The sequence below is a fragment of the Stagnihabitans tardus genome, from assembly GCF_009925085.1.
Classification (GTDB): domain Bacteria; phylum Pseudomonadota; class Alphaproteobacteria; order Rhodobacterales; family Rhodobacteraceae; genus Stagnihabitans; species Stagnihabitans tardus.
In genome coordinates this window covers 115832-141686 of the sequence record NZ_JAABNR010000004.1, presented here as the reverse complement: position 1 = coordinate 141686, position 25855 = coordinate 115832, and the positions used below count along the sequence as shown (strand labels likewise).

Below are 25855 nucleotides of genomic sequence, written 5' to 3'. Positions count from 1 at the left end.
TGGCAGGAATGGGGCGAAAGCCGGACGGGTTCGGGGAGGCGGAGGGGACGGAGCCTCCGGCGGGGATATTTGTGAAAAGATGAAACCCGAAGCCCAAGCTGCAGCGCGACCCGCAGATCGCAAGTCCGCCCCCGATTTCATCTTTTCAAAAAAATCCACGGGGGTTTCCAAAGGGGGAGCGTGCTCCCCCTTTGGGCGGGGGGTCGGGGGGGCGGCAGCCCCCCCGCCTGCCCGGAGAAGGTTACAACTTGCCCGGCAAAGCGTTGGCCCAGGCCGAAATCGACCCGGCCCCAAGGCACACGACCAAATCCCCCGGCCGCGCCTGTTCGCGCACCAGCCGCGCCAAGTCAGCCTCGTCCAGCAGGGCCCTTGCATGGCGGTGACCATGGGCGATCAGCCCGGCCACCAGGTCATCGCGCGAGGCGCCGGCAATGGGCTCTTCGCCCGCCGCATAAACCTCGGCGATGGCGGCCACATCGGCCTCGTTGAAACAGCTGCAGAAGTCCTCAAAGAGGCTCGCAAGCCGCGTGTAGCGGTGCGGTTGGTGGATAGCGATGACGCGGGCTCCGGGGGTATCGGCCACGGCGCGGCGGGCGGCTTTCAGGGTCGCTGCGATCTCGACCGGGTGGTGGCCGTAGTCGTCGATGATCGTGACACCATTCCACTCGCCCACCTTGGTGAAGCGGCGGTTCACGCCCTCGAAGGCCGCGAGCGCCGCCTTGATCTCTTCGCGCTTCATGCCGAGGTGACGCGCCACGGCAATCGCGGCCAGGGAGTTCGAGACATTGTGATCGCCGGGCATCGGCAGAACCACGCCCTCGATCTTCGCCCCGCCCTCGTTTTGCAGGACCACGTCATAGACCGGCCGCGCGGCCTCGTAGCGCAGGTTCACCGCCCGCACATCGGCCTGGGCGTTGAAGCCAAAGGTCACGATGCGGCGGTCGGTCACGCGGCCCACCAGGGCCTGGACCTCGGGGTGATCGGTGCAGCAGACCGCCAGGCCATAGAAGGGCACGTTCGAGACGAAGTCGAAGAAGCCCTTCCGCAGCGCCTCGAAGGTGTGCCAGTGCTCCATATGCTCGGGGTCGATGTTGGTGACGATGGCAATCGTCGCGGGCAGGCGGTTGAAAGAGCCATCCGACTCGTCCGCCTCGACCACCATCCACTCCCCAGCGCCCGCCCGCGCGTTGGAGCCATAGGCATGGATCACCCCGCCGTTGATCACGGTGGGGTCAAAGCCGCCACGGTCCAGCAAAGTGGCCACCATCGTCGTGGTCGTCGTCTTGCCATGCGTCCCCGCCACGGCGACATTCGACTTCAGCCGCATCAGTTCGGCCAGCATCTCGGCCCGGCGCACGACGGGGAGTTTCCTGCGCCGCGCCTCTTCCAGCTCGGGGTTGCCCTTCTTGATGGCCGAAGAGATCACCACCACGGCGGCCTCGCCCAGGTTCTCGGCCTTCTGCCCCTCGAAGAAGCGCGCGCCCAAGGACACCAGCCGGTCGGTGATCTTCGACGCCCGCGCATCCGAGCCCTGAACCGAGTAGCCCAAAGTGATCAGCACCTCGGCGATGCCCGACATGCCGATGCCGCCGATCCCCACGAAGTGGATGGGGCCAAGTTCCAGGGGCAGTTTCGTCGCGTTCATCTCGGGCTTCCGGCTAGAGCCTCGACCATGGCGGCGAGGCGGATTGTGGCATCGGGCCGCCCCTCGGCCAAGGCGGCGGCTGCCATGGCTTCGGCCTTCTCGGGCGCCTGAAGGATGGCGGCGATTTCGGCCGAAAGGCGCGGAACGTCAAGCCCGGATTCCGGCATCATCAGCGCGGCGCCGGCTTGCACAAGGCCCGCCGCATTGGCGGTCTGATGGTCTCCGGTCGCCTGGGCGAAGGGGATCAGGATGGCCGGGCGGCCGATCACCGAGATATCGGCGATCGACGAGGCGCCCGAGCGCGAGATCACCAATTGCGCCTCCGAGAGCCTGCGGGGGATATCGGTGAAGAAGGGCTCGACCTCGGCCTGCATCCCTGCGCCCTGGTAGGTGGCGGTGACGCGGGCCTGGTCCTCGGGCCTTGCCTGGTGGGCAATGCGCAAGAGGGGCCGCAGCGCCTCGGGGAGGGCGGCGAGGGCTGCGGGGACGACGTCCGACAGGACGCGCGCGCCTTGGGAGCCGCCGATGACCACCAGCGACATCGGGTAATCGCCCGGCGGGATATAGGGCGCACCCGCGCGGTCAAGGACGGATTGGCGGACCGGGTTGCCCACGGGCTCTCCGGTGACGCCCTGGGGCAGCTTGGTGGGCCAGGTGCCGCAGGCGATCTTGTTGACGCGCCGCGCAAAGACCTCGTTCACCCGGCCCAGGATGCCGTTCTGCTCATGGATCATCCGGGGCAGGCCCAAAGCCCAAGCCGCCCCCAGCGCGGGGATCGAAGGATAGCCGCCAAAGCCCACGACCACATCGGGCCGGTCCTTCCGCGCCTGCCAGAGCGCCGAGATCACCCCGCCCGCGATGCGGAAGGGGACCGCCAGCTTGGCCAGGGGACCGCCCCGGGCGAAAGTGGCCGAAGAGAGGACCTGCCGCTCGACCTCTGCCGGAAAGCCCCCGGCATAGCGCGCGCCCCTGGCATCGGTCGAGAGCTTGACCCGCCAGCCCTTGGCGATCATCGCCTCGGCCAGGGCCTGCGCGGGGAACATATGGCCGCCCGTGCCTCCGGCTGCGATGAGGAGAAGGGGCATCAGCGCCTCCGCTTGAAGATATCGGCGATCTCGCCCTGCGGCCTGGTGCGGGTCAGGGCCAGAAGCATCCCGACCGTGATCCCGGCCGCGATGACCGAAGAGCCGCCGTAGCTGACGAAGGGCAGGGTCATGCCCTTGGCCGGAAGAAGGCGCACGGCCACGCCGATGTTGATCATGGCCTGGACACCGAAGATACAGGCGAGCCCTGCGCCCGCCAATCGCACGAAGGGGTCTCGTTCCCGCATGAGCCTGAGGAGGCTGCGCACCACGACGGTCGAATAGAGGCAGATGATCAAAAGCACCATGATCAGCCCGTATTCCTCGGCCGCCACCGCGATGATGAAGTCGGTATGGGCGTCGGGCAGCGTCCATTTGACCTGGCCATTGCCGACGCCGACGCCGAAGAAGCCGCCCTCCTGGATGGCGTTGGTGGCATAGCCGATCTGGCTGCGCGGATCGACCTCGGCGGTCAGATAGCCGTCGATGCGGCGCTTGAGGTGTTCCGAATTCTGATAGGCGAAGTTCCCCGCCAGCCCGACCAGGCCCAGGATGGCGATGATCACGGCCATCCTGGCGCCGGACATGAAATAGACCACGCCCCAGCCGAAAAGCACCAGCATGGATTGGCCGAAGTCGGGCTGGGTGGCCAGGAAGAGCAGGATGACGACCAGGAGGATGAAGGAGAAGAGCCGCCCCGGCGGGCCGTTCAGCTCGGAGGCGGCGGCCATGAGCCAGGCCGCGACGATGATGAAGCCGGGTTTCAGGAACTCGGACGGCTGGAAGGAGACGAAGCCCAGCGAATACCAGCGCACGGCGCCCTTGCCGAAGTCGGTGCCGAGGAGTGGCAGCAGGACCAGGGCCAGGAAGGTCACGGCAAAGCCCATGACCCCCATGCGCCGGATCGCCTTGGGCGAGAGGAGCGAGAAGGCAAACATCGTGGCCAGGGCGACCGTGCCGAAGAAGGCTTCGCGCTGGACGTAATAGAAGGAGGGCAATCCGTTCCGCGTGGCCAGCGGGACCGAGGCCGCGAGGCCCAGGAGCAGGCCGATGCCGAAGAGGCACAGGATGGCCGAGAGCGACCATTTGTCGATGGTGCGCCACCAACGGGGAAGGACCGGTTCGCGTGCCTGGGCTGGCACCGCGCCGTAAACCATTTCGGTCATGGATAAGCCTGCTTCTGCTGCCCGTCGGGGTTATCTCCCCGATCGAGGCTCAGCCTAGCGCAATCCCGCCCGGCTGGCTAGCGGGATTTCCCCTGCCCAGCCTCAAGCGGAGCGGCTGGCGCCGCAAGTCTTTCATCTCGCCTCTGGGGCTGGCGCCCCAACCGGCTCGGGCCTTGGCCCCACGGTGCCACCCGGGCGGGCCGGGTGGGGCCGGGAGGGCTTGCCCTCCCGGTCAGGGGAGGGTGCGGGAGGGGCGGAACGCCCCTCCCGCTTCTTCGGAGAAGAATTCCGCCGCGCAGGAAAAAGACCGCCCGGCACGCCTCAGCTCGCCACCCCATGCCGCGCCAGGAGATCGGCCCGCCGCGCCAGGGCCTCCTCGGGCCAGAGTTTCGAGCGCTGGTAGAACTCCGGGAAGGACGGGATCGCAGGGTCCAGCACCAGCCAGGGCAGCTTGGTTTCGGTGAAGATATGCACATCGGGCGGGCAGTCCCCCGGGCGCTCGAGCGTCCCCACCCGCACGAAGGCCATGAGCCGCCCTGCCCCGGCGTAATGGCTGTAAAGCGCCACCCGGCAGGTGGGACAGCGGGCGATCACCTGCCCCTTGCCCGAGGCCGAGGGGGTCACCACCTCCTCGACCGCGCCGGTGAGTTCCAGCGCCTCGGTCTCGATCATGGCGTTCAGCGCAAAGGCCGCGCCGGTCTCGCGCTGGCACCAGGTGCAGTGGCAGGCATGGGTGAAAAGCGGGCTTCGCGTCAGGCGGTAGCTCACTCCGCCGCAGGTGCAATGTCCGTTCATGAGGCCCTCCGCTTTGCCACGAGACTGGCGCGGGTGCGAGGCCCCGGTCAAGCCCCCCGCCCCTTTACCCCTGGCCCAGAAGCGCCTTGACCCTTGCGGTGAAATCCTCGCCGCGCTTCTCGAAATTCGCATACTGGTCGAAGCTCGCCGCCGCCGGAGACAAAAGCACGACCTCCCCCGCCTGCGCCTCTTCGGCCGCCCGCGCCACGGCGGTCGCCATATCCCCGCAGATCTCGAAAGGCACATCGCCCAACTGGCCCGCAAACTCCGCAGCCGAGGCGCCGATGAGATAGGCCTTCACGACCGAGCCCATGTCCGGCGCCAGGGCAGCGATCCCGCCCTCCTTCCCCTGCCCGCCCGCAATCCAGCGGATCGCCGGATAGGCCCGCAAGGCCTGGGCGGCCGAATCCACATTGGTCGCCTTGCTGTCGTTCACGAAGCGCACCCCCGCCCGCTCTCCCACGACCTGGCTGCGATGCGGCAGGCCGGCAAAGGACTGGAAGGCCGCCTCGATCTGCTTGGGCGCCAGGCCAAGGGTCCGGCAAACCGCCCAGGCCGCGCAGGCGTTCTGGTGGTTATGCGCGCCCGGCAAGGCCGCCACCCCCCGCAGATCGACGGAGGCCGCCTGTTTCCCATGCCGCCACTCCGAAAGGAAGCCCTTGCGGGCAAAGACCGTCCAGGCAAAGCCCTCCAGCCTCTGCCCCGAGGAGATCCGGATCACCCGGTCATCCCCCGGCCCCTCGGCCAATTGCCCGGCGAGGTAACGCCCCTCCGCCTCGTCCACGCCCACCACCGCCCGATCCGGCCCGCCCTCGGCGAAAAGCCTCCGCTTGGCCGCGAAATAGCCGCCCATCCCGTTGTGGCGGTCGATATGGTCGGGCGAGAGATTGGTGAAGACCGCGACATCGGGGGTCAGGGCGCGGGCGAGTTCGGTCTGGTAGGAGGAAAGCTCCAGCACCACGACCTCGTTGTCCCGCGCCGGGTCCAGATCCAGGACCCCGCGCCCGATATTGCCCCCCATCTGGCAGGGCCGCCCCGAGACCTCGAGGATATGATGGATCAGGGCCGTCGTCGTGGATTTCCCGTTCGACCCCGTGATGCAGACCACCTTCGGGGCCTGGCCGAAGTCGTCCCAATCCTCGGTCGCATAGGACCGGAAAAAGAGCCCGATGTCGTTGTCGACCGGGATCCCCAGCTCGAGCGCCCGGGCGATGACCGGATGGGGCGCGGGGTAAAGATGCGGGATGCCGGGCGAGGTCACCAGCATCGCGCAGCTCTCGACTCCGCCGCGCCGGATCAGGTCGGTCAGGGTGAAACCCTCCGCCTCGGCCTTGGCCCGCGCCGCCTCGCCATCGTCCCAAAGGAGAACCTCCGCCCCCCCCGCCTGCAAGGCCCGCGCCGCGGCCAGCCCCGACCTGCCCAGGCCGAGCACGGCCACTTTCTTACCTGCGACGCCTTGGACCGGGATCATCTGAGCCTCCATTTTCGCGGCAAGATGGCGGGGAAAGGCCCCGGGCGCAAGCCGGGTGGCATTGCACGCGTGCAAGAGCGGGCAAGTCACTGGAATTCCTTTCCTTTCCGAAAGGCGTTAACCTTTTGGAAAGGCCCTGCACAGCGGGATTTTCGATCGGCCATGACCGGGGCCCGGCGCCGAGGGGGCTTGACCCGGGCCGCAGGGCGCCGGAACCTTGGCAGGGCCGTCCCTGCGGCGTCCGCCCTTCCCCGCTCCAGACCGCCCCTTCCCCGCCCAGAGAGACCCATGCCACCCAACCTCCCCCAGATCCGCCCCCTCACCCCGACCGACCGCGCGACCTGGGAGGCGCTCTTCGCCGCCTATGCCGCCTTCTACAAGACCACGACCACGCCCGAGGGTCGGGACGCGGTCTGGGACTGGATCTTCGGGCCGGAGGACTTCTGGTGCGACCTGGTCGAGCACGAGGGCCAGGCGGTGGGCCTGGTGCAATACCAGCTGATGCACCGCTCGCTCTCGGGGGAGAAGGTGGTCTATCTCTCGGATCTCTATGTCGATCCTGGGGCCAGGGGCGCGGGCCTCGGCCGGGCGCTGATCGACCATGTGATCGCCTTCGCCCGCGCAAGGGGGATCGGAAATGTCCGCTGGCTGACGCAAGAGTTCAACTATGCCGGCCGCAGGCTCTATGACAGCTACCGGCCGAAGAGCGACTTCATCCTCTATTCCGTGCCGGTGGAATAGAGGCCGCCGCCCCGGCGCCCGGGGTGCCCCCCGGGCTACAGCACCACATAAGTCCCTCAGGTCGGCGGTCAGGAGAAGGCCGCTTCCGCCCAGATCACACCAAGTGCGTATCCCCCGCCCCCGGCTGCGTGATCCCACGCGCCGAGCCAGCACGGGCCCCGGGGTGCCCCCCGGGCTACATCCCCACATAAGCCCCATCGATCGGAATTGCGGAAAAGGCCGCTTCCACGCGCGCCCCAGGCGACAGGACCGCGCAAGCCCTCCCGCCCGCCTGCGGCAGCCAGCTTTGCCAGGGGCTCGATGCCCCTGGCAAAGCTTCCCCCCTCTCCCGAGGAGGCCGAGGCAGAGCCGAGGCCCCCCCTCCTCAGATCTCGATCTGCGTGAACCCGTCGCGCAAAGCCTTGCTCCAGGCCTCGGACATGGCGCGGAACTGCGGATCCCCCGCCTCGATCCGCCGCCTTTGCGTCACCTGCAGCGCATCCCTTTCGATCACCGCCATATCCAAGGGCATCCCCACCGAAAGATTGGACCGCAGCGTCGAATCCATCGACAAAAGCACCGCCTTCTTGGCATCGGCCAGCGAGGTCCCGGGCTTCACCACCCGATCGAGGATCGGCTTGCCATATTTGTGCTCGCCGATCTGCAAAAACGGCGTGTCCTCGGTGGCCTGGATGAAATTCCCCTCGGGATAGATCAGGAAAAGCCGCATCTGGCCGCCCTTCCTCTGCCCCGCCACGATCAGCGAAGCCGTGGCCCCCTGGTTCATCGCATTCAGCTTCTCGTCGATCTCGAGCCGCGTCTCGGCCAGAGTATTGCCGATGATCGAGGCCGCCTTCAGCAAAGTCGGTGCCTTCAGGATCGAGGTCGTCTCATCGGCATCGGGCGCATCGATCGCCTCTTGCAGCCGCGCCATGGCGGTTTGCGTCACCGAAAGCGACCCCGCCGTCATGATGGTGATGACCACCTCGCCGGGGCGTTCGAAGAAGAACATCTTGCGATAGGTCGAGATATTGTCCAGCCCCGCATTGGTGCGGGTGTCCGACAGCATCACCAGCCCCTCTTTCAGCAGCAGCCCCACGCAATAGGTCATCGATCCCCCAGATTCCGCACTCTCATTTCGGGCGGACCCTATTGCTGCGTCGCCAGAACCGCAACCGTCACATCCAGCGTTTCCGCCCCGGTCGAGCGCGCCGAGCCCCGGATCGGCGCGGCCTCGCGCGCATCGAGGCCAGAGCCCAGGCGGACATAGCGGTCATCGGGGCAGCATTCATTGGCCGGATCGAAGCCCACCCAGCCCAGGCCCGGGATGAACAACTCCGCCCAGGCATGGGCGGCCTGGTGGGCTTTGCCCTCGGCATCGGCCAGAAGATAGCCCGAGACATAGCGCGCCGGGATCATATTGGCCCGGGCCACGGCGCAAAGGATATGGGCATGGTCCTGGCACACGCCCTCGCCCGCCTCAAGGGCCTCGGCGGCGGTCGTATGAGAGGCCGTCGCCCCCGGCACATAGGTCACCGCCTCCGACACCGCACGCGAGAGCGCGTGACAGGCGGCGAGGCGGTTCTCCTCGCCCTCCACCACCCGGGCCAGGGTGCCAAGTCCCCCGCTGGCCTCGGTCAGGGACGTGTCGCGCAGATAGGCCTCGACCGCCACGCTTTCGCGGTGGCCGCGCAACACGCCGGCCGTGTCGGTCGTGGCGACCTTGCCGCGCACCCGGACCTCGATCTCGCTGACCGGCCCCTTGACCGACCAGCCCTGCACCACATCCCCCGCCCCGTCTCGGAACGAGCCCCCCGCGATGCCCCCGGTCACGGTGACCTGCCAGTCGATGACCTGCTGCCCCTCGTGCAGCGACGGCGTCAGGCGGTGGCTTTGCACCACGCCGCGCACCGGCGCGTCATAGCGGTAACGGGTCAGGTGGTCGATGAGGAGAAGCATCACATGTCCCCCGAAAGATAGCTGTCATGCACGGCCCCGGCCAGGGCCGCGATCTCGCGGATGAAGCGGGTGAGGAAGTCATGCAGCCCCTCGTCGAAGATCGCTTCGGGGCTGGAGGCGTTGAGCCCCTGCAAGAGACCCTGGGCCAGGTGCTGGGCCTCGGTCTCGCGGCCGTAGAGCTTGGCCAGATGGGTCAGCGCCGTGTCGATTTCCTGCCCGCAAGTCATCAGGGCACGCGGGCAAGCCGGGTTCAGGATCAGGAAATGGGCGATCTTCTGGGCGGTGAGCTCGCCGCCATAGGCCCAGTGGAAGGCGCGGTTGAGGTTCAGGGCGCGCAGGAGCATGGACCATTGGTCATTCTCGGCCCCCGCGCCGATGACACCCGCGCGCGGCAGAAGGACGTAATACTTCACGTCGATGATCCGCGCCGTGGCATCGGCCCGCTCCAAGGCGAAGCCGAGGTTCAGGAAGTCATAGCCGTCGTTGCGCAGAAGCGTCGCATCGATGGCGCCCCGCAGCATGGCCGTATGCTTGGTCGTCCAATCGGTGAGCCGGGAAAGCTCCAGCTGGCTGCGCGGGGTGCGCTCGATTTGCCGCAGCTCCTGGAAGGCGGTGTTGAGCGCATCCCAGACCTGCCCCGTCAGCGCTGTCCGCACGATGCGCCCATTCTCGCGCGCCGCCGTGATGCAGGAGGCGATGGAGGAGGGATTGTCGCGGTCGAAGAAGAGGAAGCTCTCGATATTCCGCTGGGCAAAGCTGTCGTATTTCTTCTGGAAGGCCCCGATTTGCCCCGTGGCATTCAGGATCGATTCCCATTCGTTGCGGAAGCCTTGCGCGGTCGGCAGCAGAGACATCCGCGCGCCCACTTCCAAGAGGCGGGCCAGGGTCTCGGCGCGCTCCATATAGCGGGCGATCCAGTAAAGGTTGTCGGCGGTTCTTGAAAGCATGACTTACTCCGCCAAAACCCAGGTGTCCTTGACGCCGCCACCCTGCGAGGAGTTGACGACCAGCGAGCCCTCCCGCAAAGCCACCCGCGTCAGCCCCCCGGGGACCAGCTCGATCCGCTCGCCCACCAGGCAATAGGGCCGCAGGTCGACATGGCGGGGCGCGACGCCTTCCTCGACAAAGGTCGGCGTCGTGGACAGCGACAGCGTCGGCTGGGCGATATAGTTCGACGGGTCCTTCAGGATCTTGTGGCGGAAGGTCTCGATCTCTTCCTTCGAAGACTTCGGCCCCACCAGCATCCCATAGCCGCCCGAGCCATGGACCTCTTTCACCACCAGCTCCGGCAGCTTGTCGAGGACGTATTTCAGATCCTCCTCGCCCGCGCATTTCCAGGTGGGGACATTTTGCAGGATGGGCTCTTCGCCCAAGTAGAAGCGGATCATCTCGGGGACATAGGTATAGACCGCCTTGTCATCGGCCACGCCCGCCCCCGGCGCCGAGCAGATCGACACCCCGCCCGAGCGGTAGACATCCATCAAGCCCGGCACGCCCAGCATGGAATCGGGGCGGAAGCAGAGGGGGTCCAGGAAGGCATCGTCGATGCGCCGATAGATCACATCCACCCGCTTCGGGCCCTCGGTCGTGCGCATATAGACGAATTCGCCATCGACAAAGAGGTCGGCGCCCTCGACCAGCTCCACCCCCATGAGGTCAGCGAGGAAAGAGTGTTCATAGTAAGCCGAGTTGAAATGCCCCGGCGTCAGGATCACCACCGTGGGCTCGCCCTGGCATTTCGCGGGCGCCACCGACATGAGCGTCCGCCGCAGCGCTTCATGATAGCGGTCCACCGGTTCGATGCGGTTTTCGCGGAACAGGTCGGGGAACATCCGCATCATCATCTCGCGGGATTCGAGCATGTAGGACACGCCGGAAGGCGTGCGGCAATTGTCCTCCAGCACGAAGAAATCCGTGGGGCCGGTGCGGACGATATCGATGCCAACGATATGGGAATAAACCCCTTTCGGCGGCACGAAGCCCGCCACCGCGCGCTCATAGGCCTCATTTTGATAGACGAGGTTCGCGGGGATCCGGCCCGCCCGGATGATCTCTCCGCGCCCGTAAACATCGGTCAGGAAGGCGTTCAAGGCGCGGGCGCGCTGCTTGATCCCACGATCGAGCTTGGCCCATTCCGAATGGGTGAAGACGCGCGGGAACATGTCGAAGGGGATCAGCCGGTCCGGATCGCCCCCCTCGCCATAGACCGCGAAGGTGATGCCGATGCGGCGGAACAAAGCCTCGGCCTCGGCCTGTTTCTGGATGCGCAGATCGGCCGGCATGGCCTTCATCCAGGCCTCGAGCCCGGCATAGGGCGGGCGGGTCTGGTCGCCCTGATACATCTCGTTGAACTGGGGCATGGGGCCTCCCTTTTGTGGCAGTAAAGCCGGGGGCGGGGCGCGGCGAAAGGGGGGGAAGCGGGAAAAAGCTGCAAAGGGGGCAAACTGCGCAAAATTTATGCAACCCGCAGCCGCGCCTCCGCTTTCAACTTGGCCCAAATATCCCCGCCGGAGGCGCAGCTTTCCGCCCAAGCTCCCGCCAAAGTCCGGGGGCTTCATTGGGTCTGCGTAGCCCGGGGTATACCCCGGGGCTCCCCCCCGGTGCGTGCCAGCACGCACCCTACCCCAGCCCCGCCCGCGCCGCCCCCCTTTCACATTGACCCAAATATCCCCGCCGGAGGCGCAGCTTTCCGCCCAAGCGCCCGCCAAAGCCCGGGGGCTCCGGTGGAACTGCGTAGCCCGGGGTATACCCCGGGTCTCGCCCGTGCTGCCTGCCAGCACGCACCCTACCCAAAGCCGCCCCGCCGCCCTATCCTTGGCCCATGGACCTGATCGAACGGCGACCGGAGGGGCTTTATTGCCCCGCCGGGGATTTCTGGATTGACCCGATGCGCGCCGTGCCCCGCGCCCTGGTCACCCATGGCCATTCCGACCATGCGGCGCGGGGGATGGGCGCTTACCTTTGCACCACGGGCACCCTGCCGGTAATCCGTCACCGCCTGGGAAAGATCACGGCCGAAGCCATGGCTTACGGGGAGCGGCGCCAGATCGGCGCGGTCACGGTCAGCTTCCATCCGGCCGGCCATGTGCCGGGCTCGGCCCAGATCCGGGTCGAACGGGGGGGAGAGGTCTGGGTCGCGGCCGGCGACTACAAGGTCGAAGGCGACGCGCTCTGCGAGGCTTTCGAGCCCGTCCCCTGCGACACATTCCTCACCGAGACGACCTTCGGCCTGCCGATCTTCACCTGGGCGCCCGAGGCCGAGGTCTTGACCGCGATGCGCGACTGGTGGGCGGGCAATGCGGCCGAGGGCGTGACCTCGGTGGTCCTGGCCTATTCCTTCGGCAAGGCGCAAAGGATCCTGGCGGGGCTGGCGGGGTTGGACCTGCCGGGGCCTCTGGCCTGTCATCCGACGGTCGAGGCTGTGACGGAGGTCCTGCGGGCGGCGGGCTATGCCCTGCCTGCGACGGGGGAGGTCTCCCCGGGGGCGCTGGTCATCGCGACGCCGCAGGGCATGGCTTCGGACTGGGCGCTTTCGCTGGGGCTGCACCGGGTGGCGGCGGCCTCGGGCTGGATGGCTTTGGCGGCGCGGCGGAAGGGGGTGGACCGGGCCTTCGTCCTCTCGGATCACGCGGATTTCCCTGGGCTGAACGCCGCCGTGGAGGCGACCGGGGCGGGGCGGGTGATTTGCCTGCATGGCTATCGCGAGGCGTTTGCCCTGTGGCTGCGGGGGCGGGGTTATGAGGCCGAGGCGTGGTAATCGGGGGGCTCCCGCCCCCCGAACCCCCTGGCTGGAGGGGCTTCCTGCCCCTCCAGACCTCCCCGGGGATATTTGGATCAATGTGAAAGACGGGTGATGGAGGAGCTGGCGGCGTTTCTGGAAGGCGGGGCGGCGACCGGGGCGCGGTTTGCGGCCCATGGTTTTGCCATGCCGGAGCAGGCTGCTGCGGTCTTGGCGGGGCGCAGGGTCATGGGGATGGGCGAGATCTGGGCAAGGGCCTCGGAAGGGCTGCCGGAAGGGGTGGCGGCGGCTTGTCTGGCGGCTTGCGGCGACCGGGCGGAGGCTGCGGCGCTGCTGATGGGGCGGGCAGAGGGGGACCCGGTCGGGCTGGAGGAGGTGCTGGCCGTGCGCTCGGAGGGGGTCTTTGCGCTCGCCCGGCGGATGGAGCCGGTGGAGCGAGCCTGGTTCTTCCGGCTGATCTCGGGCGCCCGGCGGTCGGTGGTGGTGGAGGAGGCGGGGGGCCCGGGGGAATGCCTCGCCGTCCTGACCATGGTCGAGGGGGCGCAGGGGCAGTTTGCGGTCCGGCGGGGCAATGGGCTCGTGCCTTTGGTCAAGCTGCCACTCGGCCCCCATGGCGCCGAGGTCCTGGCCTGGGCGCGCGGCGCGGTGCTGGAGCGCTTTGGCCCCCTGCGCTCGGTCCGGGCCGAGCAGGTCTTTCGCATCGCTTGGGAGGCCAAGGTGGTGAACAAGCGGCGCAAACTGGGCTTTGACCTGGTGGGCGCGCGGGTCGTGGATTGGGAGCGCGGCGCCTCGGTCGACCAGATCGCGGAAGGGTGATCGCCTCGGGGCGGTTCCCTTTTCGCCTGCGCCCGCCTATCTATGGGAAAACAGTCCTCCGAGGTTCCCATGCTGCCTTTCCCCCTGCCCCGCCCGGTTTACGACGTCAACGCCGGGAGCGCCGCTTTCGGCGACCTGCCCTCCTGGAACCTGTCGGACCTCTACACCGCTCCCGATGCGCCTGAACTGGGGCGGGATATCTCCTGGCTGAAGCAGAGCTGCGCGGGCTTTGCCGAGGCCTACCAGGGGAAGCTGGCGGGGCTTTCGGCTGATCAGATGCTCGATTGCGTCCAGGCCTATGAGCGGATCGAGACCACGGCGGGGCGGGTGATGTCCTATGCGGGCCTGCGCTATTACCAGAACACGCTGGACGGCGAGCGCGCCAAGTTCATGGCCGATTGCGAGGGCCAGATCACCGATTTCACCGCCCATCTGGTGTTTTTCTCGCTTGAGTTCAACACGCTGGAGGATGCGCACCTGGAGGGGCTTTTGGCCTCCAGCCCGGCTCTGGCGCGCTACAAGCCGGTCTTCGACCGCATGCGCGCGATGCGTCCGCACCAGCTTTCGGCGGAATTGGAGCAGTTCCTGCATGACCAGGGGGTCGTGGGCTCCTCCGCCTGGAACAAGCTTTTCGACGAGACCATGGCGGGGCTGATGTTCACCGTGGATGGCGAGGCGATGCCGCTGGAGGCGACGCTGAACCTTTTGACCGACCCCGACCGGGGGCGCAGGGCGGCGGGGGCTGCGGCTTTGGCGGAGGTCTTCCAGGCCAATATCAAGCTCTTTGCCCGGATCACCAATACCCTGGCGAAAGAGAAGGAAATCCACGACCGCTGGCGCAAGATGCCCTCGCCGCAGCATGGGCGCCACCTGTCCAACCATGTCGAGCCCGAGGTGGTCGAGGCGCTCCGCAATGCCGTCGTCGCGGCCTATCCCAAGCTCTCGCACCGCTATTACAAGCTGAAGGCCAAGTGGCTGGGCCTGGAAAAGCTCCAGACCTGGGACCGCAACGCGCCTTTGCCGCAGGAGAACCCGCGCCTCGTGCCCTGGGACGAGGCGGTGGAGACCGTGCAGGGCGCCTACCGCGCCTTTGACCCGCGCATGGCCGAGATCGCCCAGCCCTTCTATGACAAGGGCTGGATCGATGCAGGCGTGAAGCCCGGCAAGGCTCCGGGCGCCTTTGCGCACCCGACCGTGACGACCGTGCACCCTTATGTCATGCTGAACTACCTCGGCAAACCGCGCGACGTGATGACGCTCGCGCATGAGCTGGGCCACGGCGTCCACCAGGTCCTGGCGGCGGGCCAGGGGGAGATGCTCTCCTCGACGCCTTTGACCCTGGCTGAGACGGCATCGGTCTTCGGCGAGATGCTGACCTTCCGTCGCCTTCTGGACGGCGCCAAGACCAAGGAGGAGCGCAAGACGCTCCTCGCCGGCAAGGTCGAGGACATGATCAACACGGTCGTGCGCCAGATCGCCTTCTATGACTTCGAGTGCAAGCTGCACGCCGCCCGCGCCGAGGGGGAGCTGACGCCCGAGGATATCAACGCGCTCTGGATGTCGGTGCAGGCGCAAAGCCTGGGGCCGGTCTTCGACTTCCAGCCGGGCTATGAGACCTTCTGGTGCTATATCCCGCATTTCATCCACTCGCCCTTCTATGTCTATGCCTATGCTTTCGGCGACGGCCTGGTGAATGCGCTTTACGCGACCTATGCGGAAGGCATGCCGGGCTTCGAGGACAAGTATTTCGAGATGCTGAAGGCGGGGGGATCCAAGCACCACAAGGAGCTTCTGGCGCCCTTTGGCCTGGACCTGTCGGACCCGAAGTTCTGGGACCGGGGCCTGTCGATGATCGCGGGCTTCATCGACGAGCTGGAGGCGATGGAGTAAGCGCGCCCCGGGGTATACCCCGGGCTACGCAGTGGAAGCAGAGCGACCAAAGCCGGATCGGGGCTCGGATGGCAACCGCGTAGCCCGGGGTATACCCCGGGTTTTTGGCGTTGTCTGGGGGCGCAAGGGCGCGTTGCGCAGAATTCTATGCGCGCGTGGCATACCGGTCTCTGCGCCGTTATGCGCCCACGCCGCCCAGGGCCGGGCCCTTGCAACACGGCCTGGCCCGGGGTTCTGGGGGCGAAATGCGCAATCCCCGCGCCGCTTAAGACTTTCTTGGGAAGTCTCACCTAGAATCGAAACCGGTGTTCTGGTGAGGTGTAACGATGTGCCAGCTTTCAACTTGCCCCCACAAGGGGCCAAACCGGTCGAGCCTGGGACGGCGCGGGTTTCTGGGCGGGATGGCCGCCATGGGGGCCCTGATGGCCTCACCCTTGCGGGCCGGGGGCCATGCGGATGCGATCCTGCTCTCCTGCATGGATTTCCGACTGGTCGATGACCTGGCGATCATGATGAACCAGATGCAATACCGCAATTCCTATGATCATGTGATCCTGGCAGGCGGCGCGCTCGGCGCGGTTCATCCGCAGTTCGAACCCTGGCACGCGGTCTTCTGGGAACATGTGGGCCTGGCGGTCAAGCTGCATGACGTGCACGAGATCATGGTGATCAACCACCGCGACTGCGGCGCGGCCAAGCTCGCGCTGGGCGAGGATGTCGTGGCCGACCCCGCGAAGGAACTGGCCGCCCATACCGCCGTGCTGGCAGAGTTTCAGAACGTCGCCGCGCAGCGCTTCCCGCAGCTGCATGTCAAGGGTTTCCTGATGAACCTGGACGGCACGGTCGAAAGGCTGCGGCCCGGCCAGACGGCCGCGCATGACACGGCAGGCAATGCCGCCGATGCCGAGGCGGCACAAGGGGCGGAGCACGGGGCGGAGCCGATCTCGCACTGACCTCAGCCGAGGAAAGGCCAAGGATTGGCTTTATCGAACAAAGATCAGGCAAGTCCCGGGGGATCACCTCCGGGACTTGCCCTTTTCGAACATTCAAAGCGTGACGGCGCTTTCCATCTGGAAGACGCGGTCGATCATGGCCTGGGTGCCGCGCACGAACTCCAGCGGGCAGGGATAGGCCGCCCCGGTGCGGACCGAATGGCAAAAGGCCTCGACCTGGAGCTTGTACTGGTTGACGCCCGGGAAGCGTTCGGTCACGACCTTGCCGCCCGGCAAGTGCAACTCGACCTGGGCCTGGTCATGGACGCCTGCGTTGAAGGGCGCATTGGCCACGCGGATCATCCCCTTCTCGCCCTGGAAGACCACCTCTTGCCGGTTGGACAGCCGCATCGAGGTCATGGCGGAATAGGTGAAACGGCCCTGGGGTCCCTGCATCACCGAAAAGATCTGGGCCCAGACATCGACGCCATTCTCGCGCCGGATCTTCGACATCAGCTCCTGCGGCTCGGCCCCGGTGACATAGCGCACGGACCCATAGGTATAGACGCCGATATCCCGGATACCACCACCGCCGGTATCGGGCTTGTTGCGGATATTGTCGGTGTCGTCCTTGTTGTTGTAGGAAAAGGCCGCGTCGACATGGGTGACCCGGCCGATCGCGCCCTCTTCGACCAGGGCCTTCGCCCTTTGCCACTGCGGGTGGAAGACGATCATATAGGCCTCGGCCGCGAGCTTCTTGGCCGCATCGCGGGCGTTGATGATCTGGTCGACCTCGCGCGCATGCATGGCGATGGGCTTTTCGGTCAGCACATGCTTGCCCGCCGCCAGGGCCTTCAGCGTCCACAGCACATGGAGGTGATTGGGCAAGGGGATATAGACCGCCTCGACCTCTGGATCGGCCAGGAGCGCGTCATAGCTGTCGTGGACCTTGAGCCCGGGGGCGAAGGCGCGAAAGGCCTCGGCCTTGTCGGGCCAGGCGGTGGCGAGCGCGTAAAGCTCCGCCCCCGTGGCGGCATGGATCGCCGGTGCCATATGTTCGCGCGCAAATTTCGCCGCGCCGAGAATTCCCCATTTGACCGCTGACATCATGACCTCCCCCAAATGCCGCAAGGCTAGGAGAAAGCCTTGGGCCAAGCAAGCCAAGCCCCCCTATAGCCCGCGCAACCCCCGGCGGTTCTTGCGGAATTGCCACAGCGACTGGAGGATGACCACGATATAGGCAATGTCGATCAAGAGCATGGTCTGCCAGGGAAAGGTCAAGAGCGCGGCCACCATGGCGACGAAACCTATGACGACGAAGCGCACATTCTCGGCCAGGACCGTCACCGACTTGAACGAGGGCGTGGGGATGCGGCTGATCATCAGCCCGCCGACCAGGAGCAGCCACAGCATCAGCGCAAAGGGCGGAAGCTTGGCCTCGGGCCAGATGAAGGCCGCGTAAAGCGGCAGAAGCGCCAGCATGGCCCCGGCAGGGGCGGGCACCCCGGTAAAGGTCGCCGAGGTCTCGCCCTCGGCCTTCTCGACGCGGTTGCCGATGTTGAACCGTGCAAGCCGCAGCATGCAGCAGGAGGCATAGATCAAGGTGGCGATCCAGCCGCCCGACTGTTGCCCTGCAAGCCCCCAGAGATAGACCACGAGCCCGGTCGCCACGCCGAAATTGACGAAATCGACAAAGCTGTCGAGCTCGGCTCCCATCTCGGATTCCGACTTCAAGAGCCGCGCCACGCGCCCGTCCAGCCCATCCAGCACGGCGGCCAGAAGGATCATGGCCACGGCCCAGGAGAACTGCCCGTTCACCGCGAAACGGATGCCGGTCAGGCCCGAGCACATGGCCGAAATCGTCATCAGGTTGGGCAGAAGCTGCGTCAGGTGCAACTCTCGGGGGCGTTGATCGGGCATCAGGTGCTCCGCGCAGGTCGGGCCGCGGCCTCCGAGCGGAGGTCGGCGATCACGGTTTCCCCGGCGATCATGGTCTGGCCCAGCGCCACCATGGGCGCCACGCCCGGCGGCAGGTAGACATCCAGCCGCGAGCCAAAGCGGATCAGGCCGAAGCGATCCCCGGCGCGCAGGGCCTGCCCGGGCTTGGCAAAGCACAGGATCCGCCGGGCGACCAGCCCCGCGATCTGCACCACGGCGACCTTGGTGCCGTCCGGGGTCTGGATCAAGAGCGCATTGCGCTCATTGTCCTCGGAGGCCTTGTCCAGCGAGGCATTGACGAAGGTCCCCGGGCGGTAAGCGATGGTCTGGATCGTGCCGCCCACCGGCATGCGGTTCACATGGCAGTTGAAGACCGACATGAAGACCGAGACGCGCAAGAGGGGCTGCGGGCCCATGCCCAGTTCAGCGGGGGGCACGGCGGGCTCGATCAAGGAGATCACGCCATCGGCGGGGGAAAGGATCAGGCTCTCGTCTTGCGGCACCGACCGCACCGGGTCGCGGAAGAAGTAATAGCACCAGATCGTCAGCCCGACGCCCAGCCAGCCCAGGGGCTCCCACAGCCAGAAGAGCACCAGCGTCACCGCCGCGAAGACGGGGACGAAGCGCCAGCCCTCGGGGTGCATGGGTTTCAGAAAGGTTCCAAGCATCGTCATCGGCGTCTCCTCGTATCAGGCTTGGTGATAGACGGGGGGGCGCAGGCGTGCAAGCGGGCTTGGGCGATGGGGCGGGACGGCGAGATGCGGGCGAAATCCGCGTTAACCTCGCTAAACGTTGACAGATCGGGCCGGAGGATATGCGGTCATGGTGTGTGAAAGTTTAACAGGATCGTGCGAATGATGCGTTTTTTGACCTCTGCCCTGCTCTCTGCCGCCTTTACCTTGGGCGTCGCGCCCGCAAGCGCCGCGACCTATGACTTCAGCTATACCTCCGGCAATGGCATCACGATGACCGCCACGCTGGAGGGCTCGGCCCTGGCCGATGGTAACCGGATCCAGGTGAATTCCGTGACCAGCCTTGTGATCGGCGGGATCACCCGGACGGTGTTGAAGGCCTACAAGTTCTACGATGACTTGAGCTTCTCGGCCGGTTGGCTGAGCCTGGATGGGCAGGACAACGCGCTGGTGATCCGCGTGGTGTCGGTTCCCTATCCCGATGAGCTCATGTTCTTCACGGCCGGTGAAGGACAATTGTGGGAATATGACCGCTTCTACGGCTCGGGGCTCTTCAGCGAGCAAGGCGAGCAAGTCATCACCGCCAATTATTCCCTGACCGAGGCCGCACCCCCTGCCCCCACCCCTGCCCCCGTTCCCCTGCCTGCGGGCGGGCTTCTGCTGCTGTCGGGCCTGGGGTTCCTCGTGCTGCGCCGCAAGCGCGGCTGAGACGGGTCCAAAGACGCCAGAGCCCCGGGGCCAGGACCCCAAACACGACCAGAATCCCGGGGCCACGGCCCCGGGCTACGCGGCGGAGCCAGGGCGCTTGCGGACCGGGCGGCAGTCCGGCGGGGCCCGCAGCCATGGCGCGAGGTCGCCTCGGACAGGAAAAGGGGCCCCGGGATCACACCCGGGGCCCTTGTCCTATCCCGCAGCCCTTGGCGGTCGAGGCCCCGGGTCAAGCCCGGGGCGGCTGGGCGCTGGAGACGCGCGGGGGGCTCAGACTGGCACCACCATGCCCTTTTCCATCGCCAGTTCCCGCATCCGGGCTTGCAGCTTTTCAAAGGCCCGGACCTCGATCTGGCGGATCCGCTCGCGCGAGACGCCGTAGCTGGCCGAAAGATCCTCCAGCGTGACGGGGTCTTCCGAGAGGCGCCTTTTGGTCAGGACATCGCGTTCCCGCTCGTTCAGCGCATCCATCGACCGGGCCAGGAGCGAGAGCCTGGCGTCCATCTCGTCGCGCTCGGCATAGTCGCCCGCCTGGTCGCTGTCCTCGTCCTCGAGCCAATCCTGCCACTGGCTGGCGCCCTCTTCCGAGCCCACCGAGGCATTCAGCGAGGCATCCCCGCCCGAGAGGCGGCGGTTCATGTCGATGACTTCGTTTTCCGAAACCGACAGGTCCTTGGCGATCTGGGCGAGGTTTTCGGGGCGCAGGTCGCCCTCTTCAAGGGCGCCGACCTTGGCCTTGGCCTTGCGCAGGTTGAAGAAGAGCTTCTTTTGCGCGCTGGTCGTGCCGAGCTTCACCAGGCTCCAGGACCGCAGGATATATTCCTGGATCGAGGCCCTGATCCACCACATGGCATAGGTCGCAAGCCGGAAGCCCTTTTCGGGGTCGAACCGCTTGACCGCCTGCATGAGGCCGACATTGGCCTCCGAGATCACCTCGGCCTGGGGCAGGCCATAGCCGCGATAGCCCATGGCGATCTTGGCGGCCAGACGCAGGTGAGAGGTGACGAGCTGGTGGGCGGCCTGGGAATCCTGGCGATCGACCCAGGCCTTGGCCAGCATGTATTCCTGTTCCGGCTCCAACAGCGGGAAGCGGCGGATTTCTTGCAGATACCGGTTCAGCCCCTGTTCGGGGCTGGGTGCCGGAAGATTCGCGTAGGTGCTCATAAGACGCCCCCTTTCCTGTCCGGTGCGATTGCGCCCCCGGTCCTTGAACCCGCTGAAGTAAGGAGCCCGAGGGCTTTCTTCAAGAGCGGCAGGGCCGAAAGCCTGTCATGCTTGTGTTAACGAAGGGTGAACCTCTTTCCGTCGCGGCGCCAGTTGGATTTCTGAGCGTTTTTGCAGGGCATTGGCGCGAAAGCGCCTCACTTGGGCGTGAGGGGGGGGGCGTGAGGGGGGGCGTGAGGGCCGGCCCAGCCGAAGGGCAGCCCCCGCCCGCAGCGGCCCACCCTCTGGCGGCTCCCCTTCCGCGAGGTCTCCCCGGGGGAAGGGCGCCATCACGGGATGCAAAGGCAGTCGGCAGGGCCCGCCTTGCAAGGAAAGCGGCGCCCCCTCAGTCGGCAGGGCCCAGCCCGACAGTCGGCAGGGCCTGCCCCGGACGACAAGCCTCGGCCCCACAGTCGGCGGGGCCCCGCCTTCAGTCGGCGGAGACCGGCCGCAGACCCTCGACCAGGGTCACGAAATCCTCCGGCGGGTCGGCGCGGAACTCCAGCCGCTCGCCGGTCAGGGGATGGTCGAAGCCCAGGGTCGCGGCGTGCAGCGCCTGGCGGGGGAAGGCATTGGCATAGTCCGACCCCTTGGTCTTGGCGGGCAGGCGCCGCGTGCCGCCATAGGTCGGGTCGCCGATCAGCGCATGGCCCGCATAGGCCATATGGACGCGGATCTGATGGGTGCGCCCGGTCTCGAGCCAGCATTCCAGGAGGCTCGCCACGCCGTAATCCTCCATCACCCGCACCCGCGTCACCGCATGCCGCCCCGCGCCATCCCAGACCACGGCCTGTTTCTGCCGGTCATTCTTGTGGCGGGCCAGCTCGGTCATGATGCGGATGATCCCCCCGGCCTCGACCCCCACCCCACGCAGGCCCCGCAACCTGGGGTCCGAGGCCATGGGCACGCCATGCGCCACCGCCAGGTAGCGGCGCGAGACCGTATGGGCCGCGAATTGCGCCGAGAGCCCATGATGCGCCCGGTCGCTTTTCGCCGCCACCAGGAGCCCCGAGGTCTCCTTGTCGATGCGGTGGACAATCCCCGGCCGCCGCTCGCCGCCAATGCCCTGCAGGCTCTCGCCGCAATGCCAGAGGAGCGCATTGACCAGCGTCCCGCGCGGGCTCCCCGGTGCGGGATGCACCACCATCCCCGCGGGCTTGTTCACCACGATCAGCTCGCCATCCTCGTAGACCACGGTCAGGGGGATATCCTCGGCCAGGGTCTCGACCGCTTCGGCCGGGTCCAGCCGGAGCACGAAAACATCGCCCGCAACCGCTTTGGACTTGCCATCCGCCACCGGGCTGCCATTCTTGAGAACAGCGCCTTCGGCGATCATTTTGGTCAACCTGCTGCGGGAGATACCGGCCTCATCTGGCAAGAGAGAGATCAAGACCTTATCAAGCCTGTCATGTGCGTCGGACGGGATCACGAGGACCAGGTCCTCGGCCAGATCATCGTCAGAAGAGGTCAAGAGCGAGGGGTTCATGTCTGTGACGTCCAAAGAGACCGAAGTGCCGCTGCCGGGTTCGGTGGTCTTGTTGAAATGGCTGGTGATCCTTCTGACCGCCAGCATGATTGGCGGTGTCATAGCCGTGGTCTGGCTGCTTGTCACCCGTTTGCCGCAGATGGGCCAGCTCCAGACCCCCGTCCTGCCCGAAAGCCTGGTCCTGCCCCCGGACGTGAGCCCCCGCGCGGTGACCATGGGCACGGGCTGGATCGCGGTCGTGGGCTCGGACGACCATATCCACATCTTCGGCACGGATGGACGCCCCTGGGCCGACATCGCCATCACCCGACCGGAGCCCTGAGCGCAAGAATGGCAGAGCTTTCCGCCGGTTCCGGACTTCTCGCGCGGGCATTGGACTTTGCCCGGCGCCAGCCTGCCTCCGAGATCGCCCACCAGGCCCGGGTCCTGCGCGGATTTGCCCTGCGGCGGCGCGCCCTGGTGACCGTGGCCTTCGGCATCGGGCTTGCCTATCAGCCGCTGTGGGTGGCGGCGCTGTTTTATGCGCTGGACGTTTTCTTCGACCTGACCTCGATGCGGCTCCTGGACGACCTGGACCCGGCCGAGAAACCGGGGCGCTATCTCTGGGCGCTTGCGACGAACATGGCGCTGTCGGCCACGTTCACGCTTTATCCCGCCCTGTCCTGGCTGGTCGATGCGCCCATGGCAAAGGCCTATGCGCTTGGCCTTGTGCTGATCGCGCTGATCCACCATTCGACCCTGCGCAATGTCCACCTGCCGCTGTCGCTCTCGGCCTCGCTCGGCACGTCCTTCGTGGCTTTCACGGCCAATACCTGGCTCTGGCTGCCCGAGGGCCAGTGGCAGATCCTTGCCGCCACCACGCTCAGCCTTGCAGCGGCCAGCTACTATGCCATGCTGACCATCCTCTCGATGAACCGGCTGCAAGCCGACCTCTTGCGCGAACGCGAGACGGCGCGGCAGGCCAACCTGGCCAAGACCCGCTTCGTGGCGCAGCTCAGCCATGAGCTGCGCACCCCCCTGAACGCCATCATCGGCCTCAGCGAATCCGAGCGGCTTCTGTCGCGCCAGCCCGAGACGCAAGAGCGCATGGCCATGCTGGAGCAATCGGCCCGCGACCTGGGCGACCTTCTGGAGGATATCCTCGACCTCTCGGCCATCGAGGCCGAGCAATTGTCGATCCGCCCCGTGGCGCTGGACCTTTCCGCCCAGATCACCTCGGGCGTCGCGCTGTTCCGCCGCCAGTTCGAAGAGCGCGGCATGCAGGTGACCCTGACGCTCTCCCCAGACTTGCCGCAGATGGTGCGGCTGGATGGCAAGAGGCTGCGGCAGTGCCTGTCCAACATCCTGTCGAACGCGGTCAAATATGGCCAGCGCGGCGAAGTGCGGGTCGAGGCCTGGACCAAGCACCCGGGCTGGCTGTCGGTGCTTGTGGCCGACAGCGGGCCGGGCGTGGCCGAGGCGCTGCGCGAGCGGATCTTCGAGCCCTTCGTGCGCGGCCATGACCTGGCGCCCGGCACGGGTCTTGGGCTGGCCATCAGCCGGATGCTGGCGCGGCGGATGGGGGGCGATCTTGTGCTCTTGCCCGAGGGGCCGGGGGCAAGGTTCCTTCTGACCCTGCCCTTCGGCGCCCAAAGCCCGGTGGCCGCCGCCCCGCCGCCCGAGCTTCCGGCCCGGTTCGACGGGTTGCGCGTGCTGGTCGTCGACGACATCGCCACGAACAGGCTGGTGGCCGCGACCTACCTGCGGCTTTTGGGGGCCGAGGTCATGCTGGCCTCGGACGGGCCCCAAGCGCTGGAGCTGGTCCGGCAAAGCCGCCCCGATGTCGTGCTCTTGGACCTCGTCATGCCGGGGATGGATGGCGAGGCCACGCGGGCGGCCATGGCCGCGCTCTGGCCCGACAGCCTGCCGCCGATCATCGCGCTTTCGGCCGAGGCGGCCCAGCCGGCCGATTTCGACGGCCACCTGATGAAGCCCCTGACGCTGGACAAGCTGCGCGAGGCGCTGGCGCCCTGCCTGCCCGCTTCCCGTCTTCCGGCTTCCTGAGGGCGGAAAGCGACGGCGAGAGGGCGCAGACAAGACGGACAGGCCCGGCTTCCGCCCCCAGCCTGAGGGCAAAACGGGGGGAAAGCGATGGATTTCCGGACACGGGATGCGACGGCCTGGGCCGAGGCGGTGGCGCGGGGCGAGGTCCAGGCCTCGGAGCTCTTGCAAGGCGCGCTGGACCGGGTGGCCGAGGTCAATCCCAGGCTGAATGCCGTGGTCCTGATCCAGGAAGAGGTCGCCCGCAAGTCGCTGAGCGCCCTGCCGCGCGGCCCCTTTCGCGGCGTGCCCTTCCTGTTGAAGGACCTGGGCTGCGAGGCGGTGGACTTTCCGTCGTTCAACGGCTCGCGGCTTTGGGGGCTGACGCGCTATTCCGGCGACAGCGCGATCTATGCCCGCATCAAGGAGATGGGCGTGGTGACCTTTGGCCGCACGACCTCGCCCGAGGGCGGGATCGGGGCGGCCACCGAGGCGGTGGTCTATGGCGGGCCGACGCGCAACCCCTGGGACCTGGGCCGGACCTCGGGCGGGTCCTCGGGTGGAGCGGGGGCGGCGGTGGCGGCGGGGATCGTGCCCTTCGCCCATGGGTCGGATGGCGGGGGGTCGGTGCGCATCCCGGCCAGCAGTTGCGGCTTGTTCGGGTTCAAACCCACCCGCGCGCGGCTGCCGGATGGGCCGTTTTCGGGCGAGGGCTGGGCGGGCATGTCGATCGACGGCTTCCTCACCTGGTCGGTGCGCGATACGGCGCGGGCCTTGGATGCCTGCATGGGGCCGGATTTGGGTGCGCCTTACGTCGCTCCGCCGCTTGCGCGCAGCCATGCCGATGCGATCTCGCGCCCGCCGCGCCGCTTGCGGGTGGGGGTGGTGGACACGACCTTCACCGGGGCGGCGATCCATCCGGGCGTGGCCGAGCAGGTCCGCAAGGCGGCAAGCCTGGCCGAGAGCCTCGGCCATCACGTCGAGGTCCACCAGGTCCGCGCCGATGTGGCGATGATGATGCGGGCCTGGACCGATATCGTCGCGGTCGGCACCGCGCTTTCGATCCGGGGCGGGTTGCAGGGACGGCCCCTCGAGGGCCTGGTCGAGGGCGTGGGGCGCGGTGCCCTCGCCCATGCCGAAACCCTGTCTCCGCTGCGCTACCTGGAGGCGGTGGGGCAAATCCATGCCTTCGGGCGCCAGATGGCGGCGGAGTTCGCGGGGATTGACCTGCTGATGTCGGCGACGCTGGCCGAGCCGCCCGCCAAGGTCGGCCGCTTCAACCATGACACCGAGGATTACGTCGCCTATCGCACGGGTCCGGAAGGGATATTCGCCTATTCCCCCTTCTGCGCCATCTTCAATGCCAGCGGACAGCCCGCCGCCTCGGTGCCGCTTGGCATGGTGGATGGCCTGCCGGTCGGCATCCATGTCGCCGCCCCCTATGGCCAGGACGAAGAGCTGATCGCTTTTTGTGCAGAACTCGAGGCCGCCGCGCCATGGTTCGGACGAAAGCCCGGAATTTGAGCGCGACTGCAAGAATCATTTGCAGTTGCGCGCGGCAGGGCGCCAATATGATCAAAACAACGGGGAGTGC

At 67.1% G+C, this 25855-nt stretch carries 23 protein-coding genes; 9 read left to right on the top strand and 14 right to left on the bottom strand.

All coding sequences use genetic code 11. The annotated features are described in order from the left end of the window. Positions 1 to 241 precede the first annotated feature (241 nt). From murC to murD, 5 genes are all read right to left on the bottom strand, one after another. Complete coding sequence (murC, locus tag GV832_RS05555) at positions 242 to 1645, bottom strand: UDP-N-acetylmuramate--L-alanine ligase (protein WP_168773842.1); 1404 nt, start codon at positions 1643 to 1645, stop codon at positions 242 to 244. Beyond that, the gene (locus GV832_RS05550; RefSeq protein WP_168773841.1) at positions 1642 to 2730 is read right to left on the bottom strand and encodes a UDP-N-acetylglucosamine--N-acetylmuramyl-(pentapeptide) pyrophosphoryl-undecaprenol N-acetylglucosamine transferase; all 1089 of its coding nucleotides are present in this window, start codon (positions 2728 to 2730) and stop codon (positions 1642 to 1644) included. The genes murC and GV832_RS05550 overlap by 4 nt, the downstream gene beginning before the upstream one ends. After that, positions 2730 to 3893: a peptidoglycan glycosyltransferase FtsW gene (locus GV832_RS05545; protein ID WP_168773840.1), complete on the bottom strand. Its 1164-nt coding sequence runs from the start codon at positions 3891 to 3893 to the stop codon at positions 2730 to 2732. The genes GV832_RS05550 and GV832_RS05545 overlap by 1 nt, the downstream gene beginning before the upstream one ends. A 321-nt stretch (positions 3894 to 4214) precedes the next feature. After that, entirely contained in the window at positions 4215 to 4688 is a 474-nt protein-coding gene (locus tag GV832_RS05540) for a GFA family protein (RefSeq protein ID WP_168773839.1), read from the bottom strand. Between the two features lie 64 nt (positions 4689 to 4752). After that, the gene (gene murD, locus GV832_RS05535) at positions 4753 to 6159 is read right to left on the bottom strand and encodes a UDP-N-acetylmuramoyl-L-alanine--D-glutamate ligase (RefSeq protein WP_168773838.1); all 1407 of its coding nucleotides are present in this window, start codon (positions 6157 to 6159) and stop codon (positions 4753 to 4755) included. 288 nt (positions 6160 to 6447) lie between these two features. Here murD and GV832_RS05530 point away from each other — a divergent pair, with 288 nt between their 5' ends. Further along, positions 6448 to 6900 (top strand): GNAT family N-acetyltransferase, encoded by a 453-nt coding sequence (locus tag GV832_RS05530; protein ID WP_168773837.1) that lies wholly within the window; start codon positions 6448 to 6450, stop codon positions 6898 to 6900. Positions 6901 to 7264: 364 nt separating this feature from the next. On the opposite strand, the gene GV832_RS05525 is transcribed toward GV832_RS05530, so the two are convergent. Genes GV832_RS05525 through GV832_RS05510 form a run of 4 tightly spaced genes read right to left on the bottom strand, consistent with a single transcriptional unit; the run spans position 7265 to position 11198 of the window. Next, positions 7265 to 7990, bottom strand: coding sequence for a proteasome-type protease (locus GV832_RS05525; protein WP_168773836.1), 726 nt, complete (start codon positions 7988 to 7990; stop codon positions 7265 to 7267). A 38-nt stretch (positions 7991 to 8028) separates the two neighbouring features. Then, positions 8029 to 8838: a transglutaminase family protein gene (locus GV832_RS05520; protein WP_168773835.1), complete on the bottom strand. Its 810-nt coding sequence runs from the start codon at positions 8836 to 8838 to the stop codon at positions 8029 to 8031. Continuing rightward, positions 8838 to 9785, bottom strand: a complete 948-nt coding sequence (locus GV832_RS05515; protein WP_168773834.1) for an alpha-E domain-containing protein — start codon at positions 9783 to 9785, stop codon at positions 8838 to 8840. Before GV832_RS05515 ends, GV832_RS05520 begins: the two co-directional genes overlap by 1 nt. 3 nt (positions 9786 to 9788) lie before the next feature. After that, on the bottom strand, positions 9789 to 11198 hold the full coding sequence (locus tag GV832_RS05510; protein ID WP_168773833.1) for a circularly permuted type 2 ATP-grasp protein: 1410 nt from the start codon (positions 11196 to 11198) through the stop codon (positions 9789 to 9791). A gap of 461 nt (positions 11199 to 11659) precedes the next feature. Between GV832_RS05510 and GV832_RS05505 the strand changes: the two genes are divergently transcribed. The 4 genes from GV832_RS05505 to GV832_RS05490 all read left to right on the top strand — a co-directional run bounded on the left by GV832_RS05505 (position 11660) and on the right by GV832_RS05490 (position 16236). Continuing rightward, the gene (locus GV832_RS05505; RefSeq protein ID WP_168773832.1) at positions 11660 to 12595 is read left to right on the top strand and encodes a ligase-associated DNA damage response exonuclease; all 936 of its coding nucleotides are present in this window, start codon (positions 11660 to 11662) and stop codon (positions 12593 to 12595) included. 96 nt (positions 12596 to 12691) lie between these two features. Next, the gene (locus GV832_RS05500) at positions 12692 to 13393 is read left to right on the top strand and encodes a hypothetical protein (RefSeq protein WP_168773831.1); all 702 of its coding nucleotides are present in this window, start codon (positions 12692 to 12694) and stop codon (positions 13391 to 13393) included. A 72-nt stretch (positions 13394 to 13465) separates the two neighbouring features. Then, the gene (locus tag GV832_RS05495) at positions 13466 to 15283 is read left to right on the top strand and encodes a M3 family oligoendopeptidase (protein WP_227754265.1); all 1818 of its coding nucleotides are present in this window, start codon (positions 13466 to 13468) and stop codon (positions 15281 to 15283) included. Between the two features lie 422 nt (positions 15284 to 15705). Next, positions 15706 to 16236: a carbonic anhydrase gene (locus GV832_RS05490; RefSeq protein WP_168773829.1), complete on the top strand. Its 531-nt coding sequence runs from the start codon at positions 15706 to 15708 to the stop codon at positions 16234 to 16236. Positions 16237 to 16329: 93 nt separating this feature from the next. On the opposite strand, the gene GV832_RS05485 is transcribed toward GV832_RS05490, so the two are convergent. Genes GV832_RS05485 through GV832_RS05475 form a run of 3 tightly spaced genes read right to left on the bottom strand, consistent with a single transcriptional unit; the run spans position 16330 to position 18827 of the window. Continuing rightward, entirely contained in the window at positions 16330 to 17325 is a 996-nt protein-coding gene (locus GV832_RS05485; RefSeq protein ID WP_168773828.1) for a Gfo/Idh/MocA family protein, read from the bottom strand. 60 nt (positions 17326 to 17385) lie between these two features. Further along, positions 17386 to 18135 (bottom strand): CDP-diacylglycerol--serine O-phosphatidyltransferase, encoded by a 750-nt coding sequence (gene pssA, locus GV832_RS05480; RefSeq protein ID WP_168773827.1) that lies wholly within the window; start codon positions 18133 to 18135, stop codon positions 17386 to 17388. Continuing rightward, a complete protein-coding gene (locus GV832_RS05475) occupies positions 18135 to 18827 on the bottom strand; it encodes a phosphatidylserine decarboxylase (RefSeq protein ID WP_168773826.1) in 693 nt (230 codons plus the stop codon). Before GV832_RS05475 ends, pssA begins: the two co-directional genes overlap by 1 nt. Before the next feature lie 180 nt (positions 18828 to 19007). Between GV832_RS05475 and GV832_RS05470 the strand changes: the two genes are divergently transcribed. Beyond that, on the top strand, positions 19008 to 19553 hold the full coding sequence (locus GV832_RS05470; RefSeq protein ID WP_168773825.1) for an LPXTG cell wall anchor domain-containing protein: 546 nt from the start codon (positions 19008 to 19010) through the stop codon (positions 19551 to 19553). A 270-nt stretch (positions 19554 to 19823) separates the two neighbouring features. Here GV832_RS05470 and rpoH read toward each other — a convergent pair whose 3' ends face one another. Together rpoH and GV832_RS05460 are read right to left on the bottom strand one after the other, a co-directional pair. After that, positions 19824 to 20717, bottom strand: coding sequence for an RNA polymerase sigma factor RpoH (rpoH, locus tag GV832_RS05465; RefSeq protein ID WP_168773824.1), 894 nt, complete (start codon positions 20715 to 20717; stop codon positions 19824 to 19826). A 469-nt stretch (positions 20718 to 21186) separates the two neighbouring features. Continuing rightward, positions 21187 to 22242, bottom strand: coding sequence for an RluA family pseudouridine synthase (locus GV832_RS05460; RefSeq protein WP_168773823.1), 1056 nt, complete (start codon positions 22240 to 22242; stop codon positions 21187 to 21189). Here GV832_RS05460 and GV832_RS05455 point away from each other — a divergent pair. The 3 genes from GV832_RS05455 to GV832_RS05445 all read left to right on the top strand — a co-directional run bounded on the left by GV832_RS05455 (position 22241) and on the right by GV832_RS05445 (position 25785). Further along, positions 22241 to 22564, top strand: a complete 324-nt coding sequence (locus GV832_RS05455) for a DUF6476 family protein (RefSeq protein WP_227754254.1) — start codon at positions 22241 to 22243, stop codon at positions 22562 to 22564. The two genes, GV832_RS05460 and GV832_RS05455, sit on opposite strands and share 2 nt — an antisense overlap. Positions 22565 to 22572: 8 nt before the next feature. Continuing rightward, positions 22573 to 24285, top strand: coding sequence for a hybrid sensor histidine kinase/response regulator (locus tag GV832_RS05450; RefSeq protein WP_168773822.1), 1713 nt, complete (start codon positions 22573 to 22575; stop codon positions 24283 to 24285). Positions 24286 to 24372: 87 nt separating this feature from the next. Further along, on the top strand, positions 24373 to 25785 hold the full coding sequence (locus tag GV832_RS05445) for an amidase (RefSeq protein ID WP_168773821.1): 1413 nt from the start codon (positions 24373 to 24375) through the stop codon (positions 25783 to 25785). Positions 25786 to 25855 lie beyond the last annotated feature (70 nt).